Source organism: Catenulispora sp. GAS73, from assembly GCF_041262085.1.
Lineage (GTDB): Bacteria > Actinomycetota > Actinomycetes > Streptomycetales > Catenulisporaceae > Catenulispora.
This window is the reverse complement of the sequence record NZ_JBGCCM010000005.1, coordinates 356,793-376,681: the sequence shown is the minus strand read 5'-3', so window position 1 is coordinate 376,681 and position 19,889 is coordinate 356,793. Positions and strand designations below refer to the sequence as shown.

Below are 19,889 nucleotides of genomic sequence, written 5' to 3'. Positions count from 1 at the left end.
CCTCTAGTACGGAACGAGGCGCGGCTGATCGTCGCCTCCGCGCGGGGCGTCCGTGCCGGCTTGTTCGCGGGGGAGCTCGACGGTCACGCGTGTGCCGCCTTGCGGGCTCTCGCTGATGGCGATGCGGCCGTGGTGGGCGGCGACGATCTCGCGCGCGATGGCGAGGCCGAGGCCTGCGTTCCCGGTGTGGCGGTCTCGGCTTTCGTCCAGCCGGACGAAGCGGTTGAAGACCCGCTCGCGGTCTTCGACGGGGATCCCCGGTCCGTCGTCGTCGATCAGGACGCGTATCCGGTCTTCCTCGGCTTCTCCGGTGACGTCGACGACGCTGTGTGCGTACCGGACGGCGTTGTCGATGATGTTGCGGAACATGCGTTCCAGATGGTTCGGGTCGCCGACGATGCTGCCCGGAGCCGCGGTGACGGCGATGGCGATGGGTGCGTCCCCGGCCGTCGTGCTCGTCGCGGTCGTCGTGCTCGTGGCGCGGATGTCGTCGAGCAGCCGGGTGATTTCGACCGGTCGTGCCCTGGCCGCCAGCTGCCGATCGTCGGTCTTGGCCAGCGCGAGCAGCTGCTGCGTGAGGTCCTCCAGCCGCCGGGCCTGTTCCACGGCCCGTTGAGCGATCGTCGGCCACGGCGCGGCGTCGGGATGCGCGAGGCCGACCTCCAGCGTGGTGCGGATCGCGGCCAGCGGGCTGCGCAGCTCGTGCGAGGCGTCGGCGACGAACCGCCGCTGGCGCTGAGCGGACTCGTCCAGCCGCGCGAGCATGTCGTTCATCGTGACGGCCAGGTGGCCGATCTCGTCGTCCGTCCCGGGTTCCGGCACGCGCCGGGTCAGGCTGGCCGACGTGATCTCGGTGACGGCGTGGCGGATCTGTTCCACCGGTCGCAGAGCCCTGCCGGTGATCAGCCAGACGGTGACGCCGGCCAGCAGGAGCAGGACCGGGGTCCCGAACAGCAGGGCGTGTGCCGACTGTTCGTTGACCTGGTTCAGCAGCCCCGTGCCGGTGCCGGTGATGATGCTCACCGGCTGGCCGGCGACCGTGGCTCGGGTTCCGTAGACGCGGACCTCGCCGGGGAGCCGGCCGTCGGCTGCGGGCAGCCGTGTGGGCGTGTCGGAGCCGGGGGCGAGGCGGTAGAGGGCCGGGTCGCCGGACAGCGTGGCGGTGGCGGCCAGGACGTGTCCCTCGGCGTCGGTCACCTGGGCCGCGGCGTTGGGGTCGATGGTGGAGGGCGGCAGCGGGCGCGGCCAGGTGCCCGACTCGCCGGCTTGCTCGATCTGCACGGCGTAGGTGCGCAGTTGGCCGTCGATGGTGCTGCGGACCGAGTTCATCTGCAGCAGGTACATCAGCAGCAGGCCGGCCACGAGTCCGGCGGTGATGGCCGATCCGGCCACGACGGTCACGCGAGCGCGCATGGTGCGCATGGAGCGCATCGCGCGCAGCCGGGACCGCCACGGTGTGCGCTGCCGGGCGGCGGGACCGGCGCCGCGGCCTGAAACCGGTTGGCCCGAGCCCGGTTGGCCTGAACCCGGTCGGCCCGAGCCCGGTTGGCCTGAACCCGGTCGGCCCGAGCCCGGTCCGGCGCCGTCTGCGGGTTCGGCGTCCGCCGCCTGCGCGCGTCGGGCGTCGCGGTGGGCAGGAGAAGTCATGACCGTTCGTCCTGTGCTCGAATCAGGTATCCCTCGCCGCGCAGCGTCGTGATCACCGGCGGCCCGCCCGGCGGGTCGATCTTCCGGCGCAGCCGGTGGACGGCGACCTCGACCACCGCCGGGCCGCCGTCGTAGGCGGCGTCCCAGCAGTGGTCCAGCAGTTCGGCCTTCGACACGACGCGCCCCTGGCTGCGCATCAGGTACTCCAGGACCGCCACCTCGCGGGCCGGGAGGTCCACCGCGACGCCGTCGCGCGTCACCGAGCGGCTGCCCGGGTCCAGGGTGAGGCCGGCGGCGGTGAGGACCGCCGGCCGCTCGCGCAGGCCGCGCCGGGTCAGGGCCCGGATGTGCGCGAGCAGGACCGGGTAGGAGAACGGCTTGGTGAGGTAGTCGTCCGCGCCGATGTCCAGCCCTTCGGCCTGGTCCAGGTCGTCGTCCATCGCGGTCAGCATCAGGATCGGGGTCCAGACGCCGTTCTTCCTGAGGCGTTCGCAGACCTGGTAGCCGTTCAGGCCGGGGAGCATCACATCGAGGATGATCACGTCCGGGGCGGCCTCTTCGGCCAGCCACAGCCCGGTCTCCCCGGTCGCCGCCACCACGACGACATAGCCTTCCTGCTCCAGTCCCCAGGTGAGGGACTCGGCCATGGCCGGCTCGTCCTCGACTACCAGGATCCGCACGGGATCAGTCCTTTCCGGTGGGGGTTCCGGACAGCTCGGTGATCGGCCGCTCGGACACGGACTCAGACTCGGATTCGGCCGTGGAGTCGGACGCGGGCAGCCGCAGCAGCCGCGCGACCCGCTCCGGCATCCACCAGTTGGCCTTCCCGAACAACGACACCAGCGCCGGAAGCAGCAGCATCCGCACCACCACCGCGTCCAGGATGACGCCCGCGGCCAGCCCGGCGGCGATCTGCCGCACGGTGATGTCGTTCGCCGTGGACAACGCGGCCAGCGCGAAGAACAGGATCAGCGCCGCGCTGGTGACCAGCCGCCCGGTCCGCGAGACGCCCTCCACGATCCCGTCCCGCGTCGAACCGGTGCGGTCGTAGCCCTCCCGGACCCGGGCCAGGATGAAGACCTCGTAGTCCATCGAGACCCCGAACAGGAACCCGAAGATCAGCACCGGGGCCAGCCGGTCGATCGAGCCGTAGGAGCTCGTGCCCCACAGCGCCTGCATGCCGATGCCGTGCTGGAACACCAGCACCAGCAGACCGTAGGAGGCGGCCACCGACAGCATGTTGAGCAGTACCGCCTTGGCCGGCAGCAGGATCGACTTCAGGCCGCGGGCCAGCAGCAGGAAGGTCACCACCGCGACGATCCCGAACAGCAGCGGGAAGGAGTTGTAGGTGGAGTTCACCAGGTCGGTCTCGAACGCCGCGTCGCCGCCGGTCAGCGTGCCGGGCGGGACCGCGTTCCGGATGTCGGCCAGCGAGGTCCCTGCTTGCGCGGTGCCGACCTCGTGCCACGGGATCGCCACGACGATCGCGCTGCCGCCGGGGTTCCAGCCCGACCCGGTCGGCGCGACCGCGCCGTACAGGCTGGTCACGTGGTCCAGCGAGGTCACGATCGACGGCGCCCGCGTGGCATCCGGGACCCAGCTCGGGACGGCGGTGAGCGTGCCGCTGGGGAATCCGTCGGCGGTCAGGGCGTGCAGGCCGTCGGTGTACGCGCCGGACGAGGCCAGCGCGCCGGTCGTGGGCTGCGCGATGTTGATCGTCGCCGCGGTCCCGGCCAGCGCGCCGAGGATGCCCAGGCCGAGCACGGCCGCGGCCACGCGGTGCTTGATGACGCCGTGCGACCACGCGCTCCAGAACCGGCTGGCGCTGCCCGACTTCTTGCGCCGCGGCCAGTCCACGCGCGGCCCGATCTTCGACAGCACCACCGGCAACAGCGTCAGCGCGACCAGCGTGGCGGTCGATGGGATGAACAGCCCTGAGACGCCGATCCCGCGCACCAGCGAGTTGGGGACGACGGTGAGCGCGAACAGGCCGAGCGAGGCGACGATGCCGCTGAACCACACCGAGTGCCCGGCCCGCCGCATCGCCACCCGCACGGCCTCATCGTTGGACCGCCCGGCGGCGCGCTCCTCGCGCCAGCGGTTGACCACCAGCAGCGAGTAGTCGATCGACAGCCCCAGGCCCAGCAGCGCGACGATGTACTGCACGGCCGGCGCGATGGGGGAGGAGGCCGGCATCACGTAGGTCAGGGCGTAGATGAGCAGCTGCATCGTCAGCACCGAGATCAGGGCCATGATGAGCGGCAGGAACGCCAGGAACGAGCCGAACACCCAGGCCAGCACCACCAGCGCGCCGATCGCCCCGATGAGCAGCTCGCCCAGGACGCTGGAGTTGCCGCCGGAGGACTGGTTGCCGGCCTCCAGCGCCTTCTCGCTCGTCCCGTGGACGGTCAGCCCCGGCGCGGCGGCTTTCGCGGCGGCGGTCAGCTGGTCGACGACGGCGGTGCTGACGTCGTCGCCCTGGTGCGGCGGGTAGGCCAGCACGATGGTGCTGCTGCCGCCGGTCCCGACCAGGGCCGGGCTGCCGGTCGCGGCGTAGGAGACGGTGCGCACGTCCGGCGCGGCCTTCGCCAGCGCGGCGTCCACGGCCCGCAGCTCGGCCGCGGTCTGCGGCGAGGTCACCGTCTGCCCGGCCGGCAGGTTGAGGACGAGCACGCCGGGGTCTTCCGTCACCCCGCCGTACTGCTTGGCGATCTGTACGTTGGCGTTGTAGGCGGCGGTGTTCACGTGCACGCCGGATTGCAGGCGGCCCGACACCGACGGCGCCAGCACGACGCCGACGACGGTGATCACCAGCCAGGCGAGCCCCACCAGCCCGCGATGCCGGAGCAGGAATCCGCTGATCTTGTCCATGAGTCCCTCCTAGGTGTCCCGTCCCACGGGAGCGGTCCGGACCCTAGGTCGCGCTGCCTTACCGGAGGCTTACAGCGCTGGTGGGGGAGGGTTCATGAAGCCGACGATCCGGTCGGTAGCCGCGCGTCAGGGCTGTCCGTCCACGAGCGCTTGTGCGCGCGGCTCGGGGACTCCCAGGATGAGCAGACTGGTGATCGTCGCCGCGCGGACATCGAGGGCCTCGTCGGAACGGTGGTTGTCCGCGATGGTGAACACGGTGGCGTAGGCGACCTGGCTGAGAGTGTCCGCGGGCAGGTGTCGTCCGAAGACCTCGGTGTCCTGGCCGCGTCGCACGAGGTCGGCGAGGATCTCGTCGACCGGTCCCAGCAGGGCGTGGATCTCCTCGCCGTACTCGCCGCGCCGAAGCGTCAGCAGCACTCGGTACCGGCGCGCCAACGGCCACACGCGGGCGATGAAATCGACCCATGCCGTCTCGGCGGCTGCGTCGGACGCGTTGACCTCGGTGAGCACGGCGACCATCTCGTCGACCGCCCGTTGCGTGAGGCTCCGCACGAGGTCGGTGCGGGTGGGGAAGTGGCCGTAGACGGTGCGGCGGACCACGCCGGCGGCGGTGGCGATGTCGCCCATGCCGGCGTTCGGGTTCTGGCCCAGGACGTCGAGTGCGACGTCGAGGATGAGGTCCCGGGTGTCGTTCACGGAGCGCGGCCGGGCGGGTTCGGTCTGCACGGCTCCATCATTGCACACCGGTGTGCAACGAGGTAGATTGCACACCGGTGTGCAATGCACACGAGTGTGCAACGGCCGCCGCCGTCGCACCGTGGAGCAAGAGTTCAGGAGAACAGGCCAATGACCGCATCGACGCCCGCGCCCGCACCGGCACCTTCAGCCCTCGTCCGCCCGTTCACCGTCGCGATCCCGGACTCCGAGATCCAAGACTTGAAGCAGCGGCTGGCCAGGACGCGATGGCCGGATCCGGAGACCGTTCCCGACTGGTCGCAGGGTGTCCGGCTGGAGAATGCCAAATCGCTCATCGACTACTGGGGGCGGGAGTACGACTGGCGTCGATTCGAGTCGGAGATCAATCGGTTCCCGCAGTTCCTGACGACGATCGACGGGCTCGATATTCACTTCATCCATGTCAAGTCCAGGAATCCGAACGCGATGCCGCTCATCCTGACGCACGGATGGCCGGGTTCGATCGTCGAATTCCTGAAACTGATCGGCCCGCTGACCGACCCTGTGGCGTTCGGAGGGAACGTCGAAGATTCCTTCGATGTGGTCATCCCGTCGCTGCCCGGATTTGGGTTTTCGCAGAAGCCGACCGAGGCGGGGTGGACTGTCTCCCGCATCGCAGCCGCTTGGGTGGAGCTCATGGCGCGTCTCGGTTATGAGAACTGGGCCGCTCAAGGCGGTGATTGGGGTGCCGTCGTCACTACCGCCCTCGGCGTCATGCGGCCTGAGGGGCTTCTCGGCATTCACTTGAACACCCAATTCGCCTTTCCCGCGGAGATACCCGACACGCTGTCGTCTGAAGAACGCTATGCCGTCGAAAGTCTCGCCCTCTACAACGGTGATCTGGGTGGATCGAGCCATCTTCAGGGCACGAAGCCGGAGACCGTCGGATTCGCTCTGGCCGACTCCCCGGCCGGCCAGGCGGCCTGGATCTACGAAAAGTTCCAATCCAAGACCGACAATCGCGGGCTCGCCGAGGACGCTCTCAGCACCGATGACATGCTGGACGCGATTTCGCTCTACTGGTTCACCAACAGCGCCGCGTCATCCGGCCGCATCTACTGGGAGAACAAGTCGGGCAGCTTCGCCGGGCCGAAGCTCACGCTGCCGGTCGCGGTGACCGTGTTCCCGCGCGACATCCCGCGCCTGCCTCGAAGCTGGATCGAAGACACCTATGCCGACCTGATCCACTACGGCGAGGCCGGCCGGGGCGGGCACTTCGCAGCCTTCGAGCAGCCCGAGATCCTGATCAGCGAGATCCGCACCGGTCTCAGGAGCCTTCGTTCCTGAAGCGAGCCCGTTGCGCGTGCCTGCCGCGGGGTCAGCTGAAAGTTTCGCCGCGCCGCACGGCAGCCGTGCGCCGGCAGCAAGCGCCTCGACGACGCGTGACCTGCGGCGTCCGACATGTGCCTGACATCATCCGCAGCGAATCGGTTCGACGCAGCTTGCGGTGGGGGTGCCTTCTTGGCACCTTCACCGGCGACGCGGTGTACGTCGGCGGATGTTCGAAAGGATGAGGACCAGATGGCTCGTCTTCTCAGGGCGCGTGCTCTCGCGGCTGCCCTCGCGATCGCCTTCACGGCGGCGCTGTCCGCGGTCGCGCTGCCGGCCGCGCAGGCCGCCACGACCACGTGCTCGGGCACCGGCACGATCCCGGCCGGGGACTACGTGATCCAGGCCAACGAGTGGAACTCCACCGCGCCGCAGTGCGTCACCTACAACGGCGGGACCGCGTGGACGGTGAGCACCGCGAACTTCAATCTCAGCGGTGGCGCGCCGGCCACGTATCCGTCGATCTACAAGGGCTGCCACTGGGGTCTGTGCACCGGGAACAGTGAGTTCCCGATCCAGATGAGCAAGCTCGGCAGCGCGGTCAGCTCATGGAACACCACGCAGCCCTCGTCCGGGACGTACGACGTCGCCTACGACATCTGGTTTAACTCCACGCCCACCACCACCGGCCAGCCGGACGGCACCGAGGTGATGATCTGGATCAACAGCCGCGGCGGGGTGCAGCCCTTCGGGTCGCAGACCGGCAACACCAACGTCGACGGCATGAACTGGAACGTGTGGACCGGCCAGCAGACCTCGTGGAAGATCATCTCCTACGTCCTGAACCCCGGCGCCACCTCGGTCTCCAACCTCGACCTCAAGGCCCTGTTCCAGGACGCGGTCGCCCGAGGCTCCATCAACCCCTCGAACTATCTGCTCGACGTCGAGGCCGGCTTCGAGATCTGGCAGGGCGGCCAGGGCCTGGGCACCAACAGCTTCTCGGTCGCGGCCACCACCGGCTCCGGCGGCGACACCACGCCGCCGTCGGTGCCGGCGAACCTCGCGGTCACCGGGACCACGGCCTCCTCGGCCGCGCTGTCCTGGTCGCCGTCCACCGACAACGTCGGCGTGGCCGGTTACCGGGTCTACCGCAACGGCGTGCAGGCCGGCACCACCGCCGGCACCACGTTCACCGACACCGGCCTGTCCGCCTCGACGCGCTACACGTACACCGTCGCCGCCTACGACGCGGCCGGCAACGTCTCGGCGCAGTCCGCCGGCGTGACCGCGACGACGACCTCGAACGGGGGAGGAGGAGGCAGCGGATGCACCGCGACCTACTCGTTGACCAGCCAGTGGAACAGCGGGTTCACAGCCAACGTGACCGTGGCGAACACCGGGACGGCACCCACCAACGGCTGGAAGGTGGCCTGGACCTGGGGCGGCAACCAGCAGATCCAGAGCCTCTGGAACGGCGTCGTGAGCACCAGCGGATCGGCCGTGAGCGTGACGAACGCGGGCTACAACGGCTCGATAGCCCCGGGTGGCAACACGTCGTTCGGCTTCCAGGGCGGCTACTCGGGTACTAACAGCTCGCCCACACTGACGTGCAGCACGAGCTGAAAGGGAAAGCGATCGTGTCAGGACTCAGCCGAATCCTCAGACGCCTGCGATCCTCCACGGCGGCGCTCGCCGGCCTCGTGCTGGCCGCGAGCGGTGTGGTCGCGGTCGTGGCCGCACCGGCCCATGCCGCCACCTCCATCACCCTCAACGGCGCGTCCGGCGGACGCACCTTCGACGGCGTCGGCGCGATCAGCGGCGGAGGCGGCAACAGCAGGCTGCTGATTGACTATCCGGACCCCGAGCGCGGCCAGATCCTGGACTACATGTTCAAGCCGGACTACGGCGCGGCGGCGCAGATCCTCAAGATCGAGATCGGCGGCGACACCAACTCCACCTCGGGCGCCGAGCCCAGCATCGAGCACAGCCGCGGCGCGGTGAACTGCACCGTCGGCTACGAGTTCTGGCTCGCCGAGCAGGCCAAGGCCCGCAACCCGAATATCAAGCTGTACGGCCTGGCGTGGGGTGCGCCCGGGTGGATCGGCGGCGGGAACTTCTGGTCCACCGACATGGTGAACTACCTGGTCTCCTGGCTGGGATGTGCGAAGTCGCAGGGTCTGACCATCGACTACCTCGGCGGCTGGAATGAGCGCGGGTACAACGTCGCCTGGTACGAGCAGCTGCGCAGCGCGCTCAACGCCAACGGATACGCCGGCGTCCAGATCGTGGGGGCGGACTCCGACTGGACAATAGCCAACGACGTCGACTCCAACTCGACCTTCGCTTCCGCTGTCGGCATCCTCGGGGCGCACTATCCGTGCGGCTATCGCTCGGCGCAGTCCAGCTGTAGCGTGCCGTCGGCCGCGAGCTCGTCCGGCAAGCAGTTGTGGGCCAGCGAGAACGGCTCGGACGACTACAACGCCGGTGCGCAGGCGATGGCGCGCGGCATCAACCGCGGCTACATCGACGGGCGGATGACCGCGTACCTTAACTGGCCGGTCGTCGCAGCGATCACGCCGAACCTGCCGTATCCCACGATGGGTGTGGCGTCCGCGCCGCAGCCGTGGTCCGGCTCGTACTCGGTGGGCAAGAACGCGTGGGTGATGGCGCAGACCACGCAGTTCACCGCGCCGGGCTGGAAGTACCTGGATTCCTCCAGCGGCTACATCGGCGGCAATCGCGGCAGCGGCAGCTATGTGACGCTCAAGGCGCCGAACAACAGCGACTACTCCACCATCATCGAGACGATCGACGCCGGCGGCGCACAGACGCTGAACTTCACCGTCGCCGGGGGACTGTCCACCGGCCAGGTGCACGTGTGGGCGACCAACGTCAACTCCAACAACTCCGCCGACTACTTCGTCCACACCACTGACGTCACGCCGTCCGGCGGAAGCTTCAGCCTGACTGTGCAGCCCGGCTATGTCTACTCCCTGACAACCACGACGGGGCAGGGCAAGGGCACGGCGGCCGGTCCCGCCTCCGCGCCGATGAGCCTGCCGTACAGCGACGGCTTCGACGGCGAAGCGACCGGCAGCGAAGCGAAGTACCTGATGGACTGGCAGGGTTCCTTCGAGGTCGCTGCTTGTGGCGGTGGTCGCAGTGGGCAGTGTGTGCGGCAGATGAGCCCGCAGGCGCCGATCACCTGGGACACGCTGTCCGATCCCCATGCGTTGCTCGGCGATGTGGGCTGGAGCAACTACACGGTCGGCTCGGACGTGCTGCTGGAGAAGTCGGGCTACGCCGAGCTGATGGGCCGGGCCAACACCCAGTCCTACGGCGGAGCCGGCGGGCTGAACGCCTACCATCTGCGTGTCAGTGACGCCGGGGCGTGGTCGATCCTGAGCACGAACACCGGTGCCACCGTCAGCACCCTGGCCAGCGGTACCGTCGCGGCGCTGGGCACCGGCCGCTGGCACAGCCTGTCCCTGGCCTTCTCCGGCAGCACCATCACCGCGACCATCGACGGCACGCAGGTCGGCACCGCGAACAGCAACACGTGGGGCGCCGGTCAGATCGGTTACGCCACCAGCCAGGGCGAGACCGCGCAGTTCGACAACCTGTCGATCACGCCCGGCTCCGGCGGTGGCGGAGGCGGCAGCGGCGAGATCATCGGCACGGGTTCCGGCCGGTGCGTCGACGTGCCCAACGCCTCGCAGACGCAGGGCACGCAGGTCGAGTTGTGGGACTGCAACGGCGGGACGAACCAGCAGTGGACCGCCACCGCCGCCAGCGAACTGCGGGTCTACGGCAGCGACTGCCTGGACGCCTCCGGCCAGGGCACCAGCGCGGGCACCAAGGTCGACATCTGGCCCTGCACCGGCGGCGCCGGCCAGAAGTGGACGCTGAACGCCGGCGGCACGATCACCGGCGCTCAGTCCGGCCTGTGCCTCGACGCCACGGGAGCGGCCACGGGCAACGGCACGCTGCTGGAGCTGTGGACCTGCAACGGCGGCAGCAACCAGAAGTGGACCCACGGATAGCCGGATAGCCACCTGAAGGAGCGAGGACCGGGGAGCTGCTGACGCGGCGGCTCCCCGGTCAGGGTGCTGCGAACCCCGGAGGCGGATCGAGCCGCTGGTGGTGCGGGCCGAGCACAACCCGAGCACAACCCGAGCGCAACCCGAGGTATCCGCCCTGGCTGCGGTCGGCGTCCGGCAGGTCCGGCGCGGCGCCGAGATCAGAGATCGGTTGGTGGCACAACCGGAGCACAACCCGAGGCATCCGCCCCGGCCGAGGTCGGCGTCCGGCAGGTCCGGCGCGGCGCCGAGATCAGAGATCGATTGGTGGCGCGGGCCGAGCGCGGGCCGAGGTATCCGCCCTGGCTGCGGTCGGCGTCTGGCAGGTCCGGTGCGGCGCCGAGATCAGAGATCGATGACCACCTTGCCGCGGACGTGTCGGTCCGCCTGGAGCTCGACGGCCGCGCGGATGTCCTCGACGCGGTAGGTCGCTGCGATGGGAACGCGCAGGCGGCCGGCTGCGACCAGGCGAGCGATGTCGTCGAGGGCGGCGGGCCCGGCGCTGGCGCCGCTGACGGCCGGGACCCCGTCGACCATGCCCGCGACGGTGCAGATGCGACTGTCCGGAACCCCCAGCTCGCGGGCGGCGTGCACGGTGTCCGTGCCGTGGAGGTCGAGTGCCGCGGTGACGGGGCCCGCCGCGAGGTCGCGCACCCGGTCGGCCAGGCCGTCGCCGTACGCCACCGCTTCGGCGCCGAGGGCGCGCAGGTGGTCCGCCGTCGACGGCGACCCGGTCCCGATGACTCGCGCACCCGCGATGCGTGCCAGCTGGACGGCGAACACCCCGACCCCGCCGCCCGCGCCGCCGACCAGCACCGTGTCGTCCGGGCCGAGGCCGAGGACGGCGAGGGCGGCGGCCGCGGTGCTGCCGGCGATCGAGAGCGTGGCCGCGGTGCGGTCGTCGACGCCGTCCGGGGTGTGGTGCGCGACGCCGTCGGCGATGGTCCCGTCCGCGTCGACCACGACGAAGTCGGCGACCGCCCGGGACACGGCCGTCCCGAACACCCGGTCGCCGACCGCGTAGCCGCTCGCGTCCGCACCGACCTCGTCGACGACTCCCGCGTAGTCGGTTCCGAATCCGCAGGGCAAGCTCAGGCCGAACCGCGCCGCGGTCTTCGCGTCCGAGGTCATGAACCAGTCCATCGGGTTCAGTCCGGCCGCTGCGACGCGGATGCGAATCTGTCCCGCGCCCGCGTGGGGCTCGGGGACGTCCTGGACGGTCAGCGACTCCGGACCGCCGAACGATTCGAACCGGACCGCCCGGCTCGTGCCGTTGCGCTGCCGGTCGTGGTGCTGCTGCATGGTTCGCATCTCCTCGGGTTCGCGGAGCCGTCGCGAAACGGATCGTGCTCCGGTTAGCGAGGCTAGCACAACCGGAGCGTGTTCCGTTTGGTGGATCCGGAGGTGCTGTCGGCACCGAGTCCCGCGAGCAGGCGCAGCGCGTCCTCGGAGGGGCTGCCGGGAGCGGGGGACAGCACCAGCAGTTCCATGCTCGACTCGTCCGGCAGCGCGAAGTTCTCCTGGTGCAGCTCCAGCAGCCCGACCAGGGGATGCCGGTAGAACTTGGGCCCGTGCGTGCGGGCGCGCACGTCGGCGCGGGCCCAGAGGCGGCGGAAGCGTTCGCTGCCTATCGCGAGTTCGCCGATGAGGGAGGCCAGGCGGGGATCGTCCGGGTATTTGCCGACCGCCAGGCGCAGGTGCCCGACCACGTCGAGGGTGCAGTTCTCCCAGCCCGCGTACAGGCCGTGCTCGGCCTCTTCGAGGAAGAGGTGCCGGGCGGTGTTCAGGCCCGGTATCGGCCGGCCGTAGAGGAGCCCGGCGAGGCGGTTGCCGGCGAGGACGTCCATGCGGTGGTCCATGATCAGCGCGGGGGCGTCGGGGACGAGGTCGAGGACGCGCAGCAGTTCCGGCCGGACCCGTCCGCTCGGCGCCTTCGCGCGGCGGCGGCGTTGCCGGGCGAGGCGGAACAGGTGCCCGCGTTCGGTCTCGTCCAGGCCGAGGACCCGGGCCAGCGCGTCCAGGACGTGCTCGGAGGGCTGGGTCGCGCGGCCCTGCTCCAGACGTACGTAGTAGTCGACGCTGACACCGGACAGGTGCGCGATCTCTTCACGGCGCAGCCCCTCGACCCGGCGGCGGCTGTCGACGGGGATGCCGACGAGCGCGGGGTCGACTCGGGAGCGCCGGGTCCGGAGGAAGCCCGCAAGATCGTCCATGACCTTCAGTATGACCGTCGGTACGGCCTGCGCGCTGCCCGTGAGGGTGGTCCTGCCGTTACCAGGAAGTCCAGTCCGTGGGAAGTCGGGCCCCTGAATGTCGGGCGCCGCGATGTCCAGAATCGAGGGCACCCGATCTGAAGGAGTGCCCGTGAAGACCCTGATCGTCTACGCCCACCCGGAGCCGAAGTCGCTCAACGCCGCGCTGAAGGACCTGGCCGTCTCCACATTGGAGACCGCCGGGCACGAGGTGCGGATCAGTGATCTGTACGCGATGAACTGGAAGGCGGTCGTGGACGCCGCGGACTACGGCCCCGACGCCTCGAATCCGCTGAAGGTCGCCCAGGATTCCGGCCGGGCCTTCGACGCCGGCACGCTGACCCCGGACGTCCGCGCCGAGCAGGAGAAGCTGCTGTGGGCTGACACGGTCATCTTTCAGTTCCCGCTCTGGTGGTATGCGATGCCTGCGATCCTCAAGGGCTGGGTGGACCGGGTGTTCACCTACCACTTCGCCTATGGCGTCGGTGAACACAGCGAGACCAAGTACGGCGAACGCTTCGGCGAAGGCACCCTCGCCGGCCGGAGAGCGCTGCTGTCGGTGACTGCCGGGGGACCGGAGTCGCACTATGCGGCGCGGGGGATCAACGGGCCCATTGAGGATCTGCTGTTCCCGATCCAGCACGGAATCCTGTATTACCCGGGCATCGAGGTGCTGCCGCCGTTCGTGCTGTACGGGACCGACCGCATGACCGACGCGGACTATCCGGACGTTGCCAAGGCCTGGGAGCGGCGCCTGCTCACGTTGGAGTCGACCGAGCCGATCGCTTTCCGGCCGCAGAACTTCGGTGACTACGAGATTCCCTCGTTGCAGCTGAACGCGGGACTGGAGCCTGCGGGCCGCTCGGGGTTCGGGCTGCACGTGCGGGGCTGAGGCCGACGGTGCCCGGACTGCGAGGATGTGTGCCCGCCGTACGACGTCTTCGAGGTCAGGACCCGCCCGCAGGCCCCCCGACGAACAGCGTGGTCGCGTCGGCGACGAGCGCCTCGGCCTGTTCCAGGGGCATCTTCAGGGAACTGACGAGCCCGGCGATGCCCTGGAACGTGGCCATGATGATCAGCAGCAGTCGCTCGGGGTCGCCGGGGCGCAGTTCCCCGGACTCGTGTCCCTGCCGGATCAGTTCCTTGAGGATCAAGTACGGGCGCTGATACACCTTGGCCGCCGGTTCCCGTCCGTCGGTGCCGCCGCCGGTCATCATGAGTTCCAAGAGCGCCGGATTGTCGAGGGCGAAGCGGACGTAGGCGGTCGCGGCGGCCCGCAGCCGCGCCGCGAAATCCCCGCCGGTCTTCTCGGTCGCGGCGGTGATCCCGTCCCCTAGGCGTGCGAATCCGACGGCGGCGAGCTCTTCGAGCAGTGCCTGGCGGTCGCGGAAGTGGCGGCTCGGCGCGCCGTGGCTGACGCCCGCCTGGCGCGCGAGTTCGCGCAGCGTGACCTGCTCGACGCCCTGCTCGCGCAGTGTGCGCTCGGCGGCGGCTAGCAGCGCGGCGCGCAGGCTGCCGTGGTGGTAGGGCTTATCCCCGCTGCGATACGGCTCTGGTTCCGGCACGGGGGCAGCCTATCGCGATGTAGACGTTGACAACATTGTAGACGCTGCCTACATTGGGGGCATGACGAGATTCAGTGCTGCCGACCTGCCGGATCTGACCGGGAAGACCGCCATAGTGACCGGTGCGAACAGCGGTATCGGGCTGGCCACGGCGCGCGCTCTAGCCGGAGCCGGCGCGCGGGTCGTGTTCGCCGTGCGAGCTGTTGACAAGGGCCGGGCTGCTGCCGCGTCCGTGTCCGGCCGGTCCGGTCTGCCCGGCCGGACCGAGGTCCGCGTGCTCGACCTGGCCGACCTGGAGTCGGTGCGGGCCTTCGCCGCGGCCTGGCAGGACCCGATCGACCTGCTGATCAACAACGCGGCGGCGACCGGCCCGAAGTCGCTCACCCGCACCGCCGACGGCTTCGAGCTGCAACTCGGCGTGGACCACCTCGGCCACTTCGCGCTGACCAACCTGCTGCTGCCGCACGTCGTCGGACGCGTGGTCACGGTCGCCTCGCAGGCCGAGCGGATGGGGCGGATCGACGTCGACGACCTGAACTGGGAACGCCGCGAGTACCGGACGTCACGTGCCTACGGGACGGCGAAGCTCGCGAACCTGCTGTTCACCGCGGAGCTTCAGCGGCGCCTGGAGGCCGCCGGATCCGAAGTGCTCGCGCAGGCGGCGCACCCGGGGTTCGTCGCGACGGAGATTTACAGCGAGAGCGGGCGCGTCTCGAAGGTCTTGCAGCGGCTGCTGGCTCAGAGCCCTGATCAGGGTGCGCTTCCGGTGCTTTACGCGGCCGTGGCCGACCTCCCGGGCAACAGCTTCGCCGGCCCGAGCCGTCTCGTGCACATGCGCGGGGCTCCTGAACTCATCGGCCGGTCTGCTGCTGCGAAGGATGCGGACCTCGCGCGCCGGCTGTGGGACGCGTCGGAGCGGATGACCGGTGTGGCGTGGCAGCTCGACGCCGGTTCCAGGAACGTAGACCGTCCCCAGAACCGGCGCCTCATCTCCCATCAGTCGCGCATCACGGAGCCCAGGCCGGCGTCGGAATGAAACTGGTGTCGTCCGTCCACGACGTCGCGTTGTCCCAGGCGTCGGGTCCGCCGTTGCTGGCGATGTACACCAACCCGTTGTAGTGCCGCAGGAAGAGCGCGGGGTTGGCCGCCGACGACAGCGATGTGCCCTGCCCGTTGTGCCCGGGTGCGGGGCAGAAGGTGGCGTCGGAGGCGAACTGTGTGGTGCCGTCGTTCTGTTGCTGGTAGACCGCACCGGCGTTTTGGCGCAGGTAGCCGTTCGGGAAGTCCTTCGACTCGAAGGACAGGCATGAGCTGTTGCTCAGCCCCTGGTGCACGATCCAGGTGGCGTCCTGCTTGTCCAGCGTCGGGTTGCCGCCGTTGATCGCCGAGATCTTCGCCACTCCGTTCTGGTGGCGGATGTAGTCCGATGTGCAGCACGGTGTGGTGGCGCGGAAGGAGACCTCCGTGCCGGGGGTCAGTGCCGATGTGCTCTGGTAGGTGAACACCTGGCTTGCCGCGCCGGTGCAGGCTTCGATGTCCAGCACCGTGCCGTTCGCGGTGTTGGCGCCGGGGTCGGTGAGGCACAGGCCCGACTGCGGGTTCAGCAGGGTCCCGTCGGCCTGCTGCACCCACTGCTGGCCGCCGATGCCGTTGCAGTTCCAGAGCTCCACCTTGGCGCCGACGGCGGTCGAGTTGCCGTCGATGTCCAGGCAGCGCGTCAGGGTCTCCAGTGTGTTGGCCGCGGTGTGCACCCAGTGCTGGTCCACCGCGGTCTGCTGGCAGTCCCACAGCTGCACCGGGAAGCCGAAGCCTCCGTAGCGGTCGTCGCCCTGGACGTCCATGCACTTGCCGCCGGGGGCGTTGATTGGCGCGCCGCCGGACACGAAGAACTTCTGCGCGGCGGAGCCGGAGCAGGCCTCGATGTCCAGGACGGTGCCGTTGCCGGTGTTGCCGCCGGGCGTGGTCAGGCAGAGGCCTGATTGCGGGTTCAGGAGGGAGCCGTCAGCCTGTTGCACCCACTTCTGGCCGCCGACCTGGTTGCAGTCCCACAGTTCGACTTGCGTGCCGGAGGTGGTGACGTTGCCCTTGATGTCCAGGCACAGGCCGAGCGTCGTGATCGAACCGTCAGGGTTCTTCCACCAGGCCTGGCCGTTGGCCTCGCGGGCGCAGCCGTTCAGAACGACGTTCGCGCCGTCGGCGCCGGAGGTGCCGTTGGCGTTGTCGACGCACTTGCCGGCTGGAGCGTTGATCGGCGTGCTCTGGAACACCGGTCCGGGGGAGACGATGAACCGCTGGCCGGCGCTGCCGGTGCAGGCCTCGATGTCCAGCACCGTGCCGTTGGCGGTGCTGCCGCCGGGGCTGGTGAGGCAGAGCCCTGACTGCGGGTTCAGCAGCGTCCCGTTGGCCTGCGGCACCCACTGCTGGCCGCCGACGCCGTTGCAGTCCCACAGCTCGACCTGGGTCCCGGACGCGGTGCCGTTGCCCTTGATGTCCAGGCAGCGGCCCAGGGTCTTCAGGTCGTTCTGGTACTCGGGAGTCCCGCCGGTGATGTAGACCAGCGGCACGTTCCGCATGTACTCCCAGTGTTGGTCGACCGCGTCGTGCTTGCAGTCCCACAGGTCGACGTTCGTGCCGTTGGCCCCGTTGTCGTCCCCGTAGACGTCCAGGCACTTGCCGCCTGGCCCGGTGATCCCGACGCCGGGGCCGCCGCCGGAGGTCCCGGTGTAGGCCGCGGAGGAGATGTTGGTCTGGAGCGAAGCGACGGTGGCGTTCGAGGCGTAGCCGGTCGTCATCGCGCCTTCGAAGAAGGCACCCGGGGCGGCGTTGCTGTTGTCGCCGCCGGTGCCCAGGGCTATGCCGCCCTCCTTCTTCATCGGTGCGTAGCCCGATGGCAGGGAGCCGCTGTACAGCGATGGCACAGTTGGCTGCGTCGCATCACCTCCGTCCAGGGAGAAGTTCGCCGTCCCGTCGTTGCGCAACACTGCCGTGACGAACGGACTGTGCAGGCTCGTGTTGGCCGGGTTGCTGGAACCGCCGCTCATGAACACGCCGTTCTCCAGGTCGGCCTGGATCCACGGACCCGGGCCCGAACACGGCGACGCCGAACAGTACGTCGAGATAATCAGCGCGTCCATGTGGGCCGCGCCGGTGTCCTTCGAGGCGTTCTCCACGTTGCCGAAGTCCGAGCAGCACCCGTTGGTCGCGTTGGTGCCGCTGGCGACCTCGTAGATCGACTCCGGCTGGCTCCCGGTCGCCACCCCGGTCCCCACGGAGCGCCGGTAGCCGGTGCGCGGGAACGTGGCTATGCCGTACGCCTTGTGCCCGCCGACCGTGATCGGCAGCGCGTCGGCGCGCGCGCCCACGTCGCTGGACCCGGCGTCGCCGACCGGGGCGATGGTGAGGTCGTTGTGGTTGGCCGACTGGTCGTAGACCTTTGTGATGGTGCAGACCGTGCCGGCGCAGAACGCGTCCTGCGCGGCGGCGTTGGCGTAGTCGCCGGCCGCCAGCAGCCCGATGTCGGACGCCGCGCCGTCGGAGGCGCGCGTCACCTGGTAGAGCGGGCCGTTGTAGGACGCGTACATCGCGCGCACGGAGCTGTACGCGGCGACGCACGGAGTGCCGCCGTTGCTGAAGGCGTCACAGGGGAGGGACGTCGAGGCGGCCGCCGCTGTCGGCTTCGGAGCCGCAGAGGCCTGTGAAGGTGGACTGAGGATCAGCATGGACGCGACTGCGAGCAGCGCGCCCAGAACAGAGAGCAATCGGCGTGGCGACGCCGAGGCGGAGCGATTGAACATAGGGTTCCAATCACTTGCTCGATGGAGTGGGACGGATGCGCCCGAGCAATGTTCACCGGCGGGAGGGAAGAGGGTCCGCCGGTTACGCCAGATGTGGCTCACCCGGCCAGCGATCGGCAGGTCACTGGCCGGGGAGACTGGGGCGGCTGCGTTACCGACTGGCGGGAACGAGCCGGATCATGTTCCACGACACCGCCGGCAGCGCCGCGGTCAGGCGCCGGCCCTCGGTGGTCGTGCCCTCGACGCCGACCGGCGCGATCGCCTGCGGCGCCTCGGCCGAGTTCACGGCGTCCAGGTCCTGATCGCCGCCGAGGTGCACGTGCTCGGCCACCACCAGCTCGCCGAACGCCCGCAGGTCGATCTCCAGGCGGGCCGGGCCGTCGGTGGCGCGGTTCATCGCGAACACCGTGATCTGCCCGCTGTCCGGGTCGTGCGTGGCCACCACGTCCACCAGCGGCACGTCGCCGTGCTCGGCGGTGTCGTACGCGGCCGTCGCTGTTTCGACTCGCAGCACCTCGCCGACCGCGTGCCGGGCGGTGAGCGCGAAGGGGAAGTAGATGGTCTGCGCCCAGGCCGGGCGGTCCGGCTCGGCGCGGATCGGGCCGATCACGTTCACCAGCTGCGCCAGGCACGCGATGGCGACCCGGTCGGCGTGCCGCAGCAGCGACATCAGCAGGCTGCCGAACACCACCGCGTCCTGCACGGTGTAGGTGTCCTCGATCAGCCGCGGCGCCTGCTCCCAGTCCAGGTTCGTGTGCCCGGCGAAGCGGCTCTCCTGCCACAGGTTCCACTCGTCGAAGGAGAGGTTGAGCTTCTTGCGGGACTTCTTCTTCGCCGCCACGTGGTCCGCGGTGGCCACCACGCCGTCGATGAACCGGTCCATCCCGACCGCCGCGCCCAGGAAGCTGGCGCGGTCCTCGCCGTGCTGCTCATAGTAGGCGTGCAGGGAGATGTAGTCCACGTAGTCGAAGGTGTGGTCCAGGACCGTGGACTCCCACGAGCCGAACGTCGGCATCATCGCGTTGGAGCTGCCGCAGGCGACCAGCTCGATGCCGGGATCGACCTGGCGCATGGCCTTGCCGGTCTCGGCGGCCAGCCGGCCGTACTCCTCGGCGCTCTTGTGGCCGGTCTGCCAGGGGCCGTCCATCTCGTTGCCCAGGCACCACAGCCTGATGTCGTGCGGCTGCTCGAAGCCGTGCTTGCGGCGCAGGTCGGAGAAGTACGTGCCGCCCGGGTGGTTGGCGTACTCCAGTAGGTCGCAGGCCTCCTGGATCCCCCTCGTACCCAGGTTCACCGCCATCATCGGCTCGACGTGCGCCAGCTTGGTCCAGGCCATGAACTCGTTCAGGCCGAACTCGTTGGTCTCGATGGAGCGCCAGGCCTGATCCAGCCGGCGCGGCCGCTCGGAGACCGGGCCGACGCCGTCCTCCCAGCGGTACCCGGACACGAAGTTCCCGCCGGGATAGCGGATGACGCTTATCCCCAGGTCGCGGGTGAGTTCCAGGACGTCCAGGCGGATGCCGTCGGGGTCGGACTCGGGGTGTCCGGGCTCGTAGATTCCGCCGTAGACGCAGCGGCCCATGTGCTCCACGAAGGAGCCGAACAGGCGGCGGTCGACCGGGGCGATCCGGAAGGCCGGGTCGAGGGTGGCATGTGCTGTCAGCAAGGGGATGTTCC

14 protein-coding genes are annotated in these 19,889 nt (G+C 69.8%); 5 read left to right on the top strand and 9 right to left on the bottom strand.

What is annotated here, in order from left to right:
• Positions 1-3 precede the first annotated feature (3 nt).
• The 4 genes from ABH935_RS10240 to ABH935_RS10225 all read right to left on the bottom strand — a co-directional run bounded on the left by ABH935_RS10240 (position 4) and on the right by ABH935_RS10225 (position 5,244).
• A complete protein-coding gene (locus ABH935_RS10240; RefSeq protein WP_370377576.1) occupies positions 4-1,413 on the bottom strand; it encodes a sensor histidine kinase in 1,410 nt (469 codons plus the stop codon).
• A 230-nt stretch (positions 1,414-1,643) separates the two neighbouring features.
• Entirely contained in the window at positions 1,644-2,327 is a 684-nt protein-coding gene (locus ABH935_RS10235) for a response regulator transcription factor (RefSeq protein ID WP_370377575.1), read from the bottom strand.
• A 4-nt stretch (positions 2,328-2,331) separates the two neighbouring features.
• Complete coding sequence (locus ABH935_RS10230; RefSeq protein WP_370377574.1) at positions 2,332-4,518, bottom strand: MMPL family transporter; 2,187 nt, start codon at positions 4,516-4,518, stop codon at positions 2,332-2,334.
• A 126-nt stretch (positions 4,519-4,644) separates the two neighbouring features.
• Entirely contained in the window at positions 4,645-5,244 is a 600-nt protein-coding gene (locus tag ABH935_RS10225) for a TetR/AcrR family transcriptional regulator (RefSeq protein WP_370377573.1), read from the bottom strand.
• A gap of 120 nt (positions 5,245-5,364) precedes the next feature.
• Between ABH935_RS10225 and ABH935_RS10220 the strand changes: the two genes are divergently transcribed.
• The 3 genes from ABH935_RS10220 (at position 5,365) to ABH935_RS10210 (ending at position 10,565) form a co-directional block, all read left to right on the top strand.
• Positions 5,365-6,540, top strand: a complete 1,176-nt coding sequence (locus ABH935_RS10220) for an epoxide hydrolase family protein (RefSeq protein WP_370377572.1) — start codon at positions 5,365-5,367, stop codon at positions 6,538-6,540.
• A 234-nt stretch (positions 6,541-6,774) separates the two neighbouring features.
• Entirely contained in the window at positions 6,775-8,145 is a 1,371-nt protein-coding gene (locus ABH935_RS10215; protein WP_370377571.1) for a cellulose binding domain-containing protein, read from the top strand.
• A 14-nt stretch (positions 8,146-8,159) separates the two neighbouring features.
• Positions 8,160-10,565, top strand: a complete 2,406-nt coding sequence (locus ABH935_RS10210) for a ricin-type beta-trefoil lectin domain protein (protein ID WP_370377570.1) — start codon at positions 8,160-8,162, stop codon at positions 10,563-10,565.
• A 381-nt stretch (positions 10,566-10,946) separates the two neighbouring features.
• On the opposite strand, the gene ABH935_RS10205 is transcribed toward ABH935_RS10210, so the two are convergent.
• A complete protein-coding gene (locus tag ABH935_RS10205; protein ID WP_370377569.1) occupies positions 10,947-11,903 on the bottom strand; it encodes an NADP-dependent oxidoreductase in 957 nt (318 codons plus the stop codon).
• A gap of 62 nt (positions 11,904-11,965) precedes the next feature.
• Entirely contained in the window at positions 11,966-12,814 is an 849-nt protein-coding gene (locus ABH935_RS10200; protein WP_370377568.1) for a helix-turn-helix transcriptional regulator, read from the bottom strand.
• A 151-nt stretch (positions 12,815-12,965) separates the two neighbouring features.
• On the opposite strand from ABH935_RS10200, the gene ABH935_RS10195 reads away from it, so the two are divergent.
• On the top strand, positions 12,966-13,745 hold the full coding sequence (locus ABH935_RS10195) for an NAD(P)H-dependent oxidoreductase (protein WP_370377567.1): 780 nt from the start codon (positions 12,966-12,968) through the stop codon (positions 13,743-13,745).
• 55 nt (positions 13,746-13,800) lie between these two features.
• Here the strand turns inward: ABH935_RS10195 and ABH935_RS10190 are convergent, their stop codons facing one another.
• On the bottom strand, positions 13,801-14,418 hold the full coding sequence (locus tag ABH935_RS10190; protein WP_370377566.1) for a TetR/AcrR family transcriptional regulator: 618 nt from the start codon (positions 14,416-14,418) through the stop codon (positions 13,801-13,803).
• Positions 14,419-14,479: 61 nt separating this feature from the next.
• On the opposite strand from ABH935_RS10190, the gene ABH935_RS10185 reads away from it, so the two are divergent.
• The gene (locus ABH935_RS10185) at positions 14,480-15,454 is read left to right on the top strand and encodes an oxidoreductase (RefSeq protein WP_370377565.1); all 975 of its coding nucleotides are present in this window, start codon (positions 14,480-14,482) and stop codon (positions 15,452-15,454) included.
• Here the strand turns inward: ABH935_RS10185 and ABH935_RS10180 are convergent.
• Positions 15,426-18,137: an arabinofuranosidase catalytic domain-containing protein gene (locus ABH935_RS10180; RefSeq protein ID WP_370377564.1), complete on the bottom strand. Its 2,712-nt coding sequence runs from the start codon at positions 18,135-18,137 to the stop codon at positions 15,426-15,428. The genes ABH935_RS10185 and ABH935_RS10180 overlap by 29 nt on opposite strands.
• 226 nt (positions 18,138-18,363) lie before the next feature.
• Complete coding sequence (locus tag ABH935_RS10175) at positions 18,364-19,878, bottom strand: alpha-N-arabinofuranosidase (protein ID WP_370377563.1); 1,515 nt, start codon at positions 19,876-19,878, stop codon at positions 18,364-18,366.
• Positions 19,879-19,889: the final 11 nt, after the last annotated feature.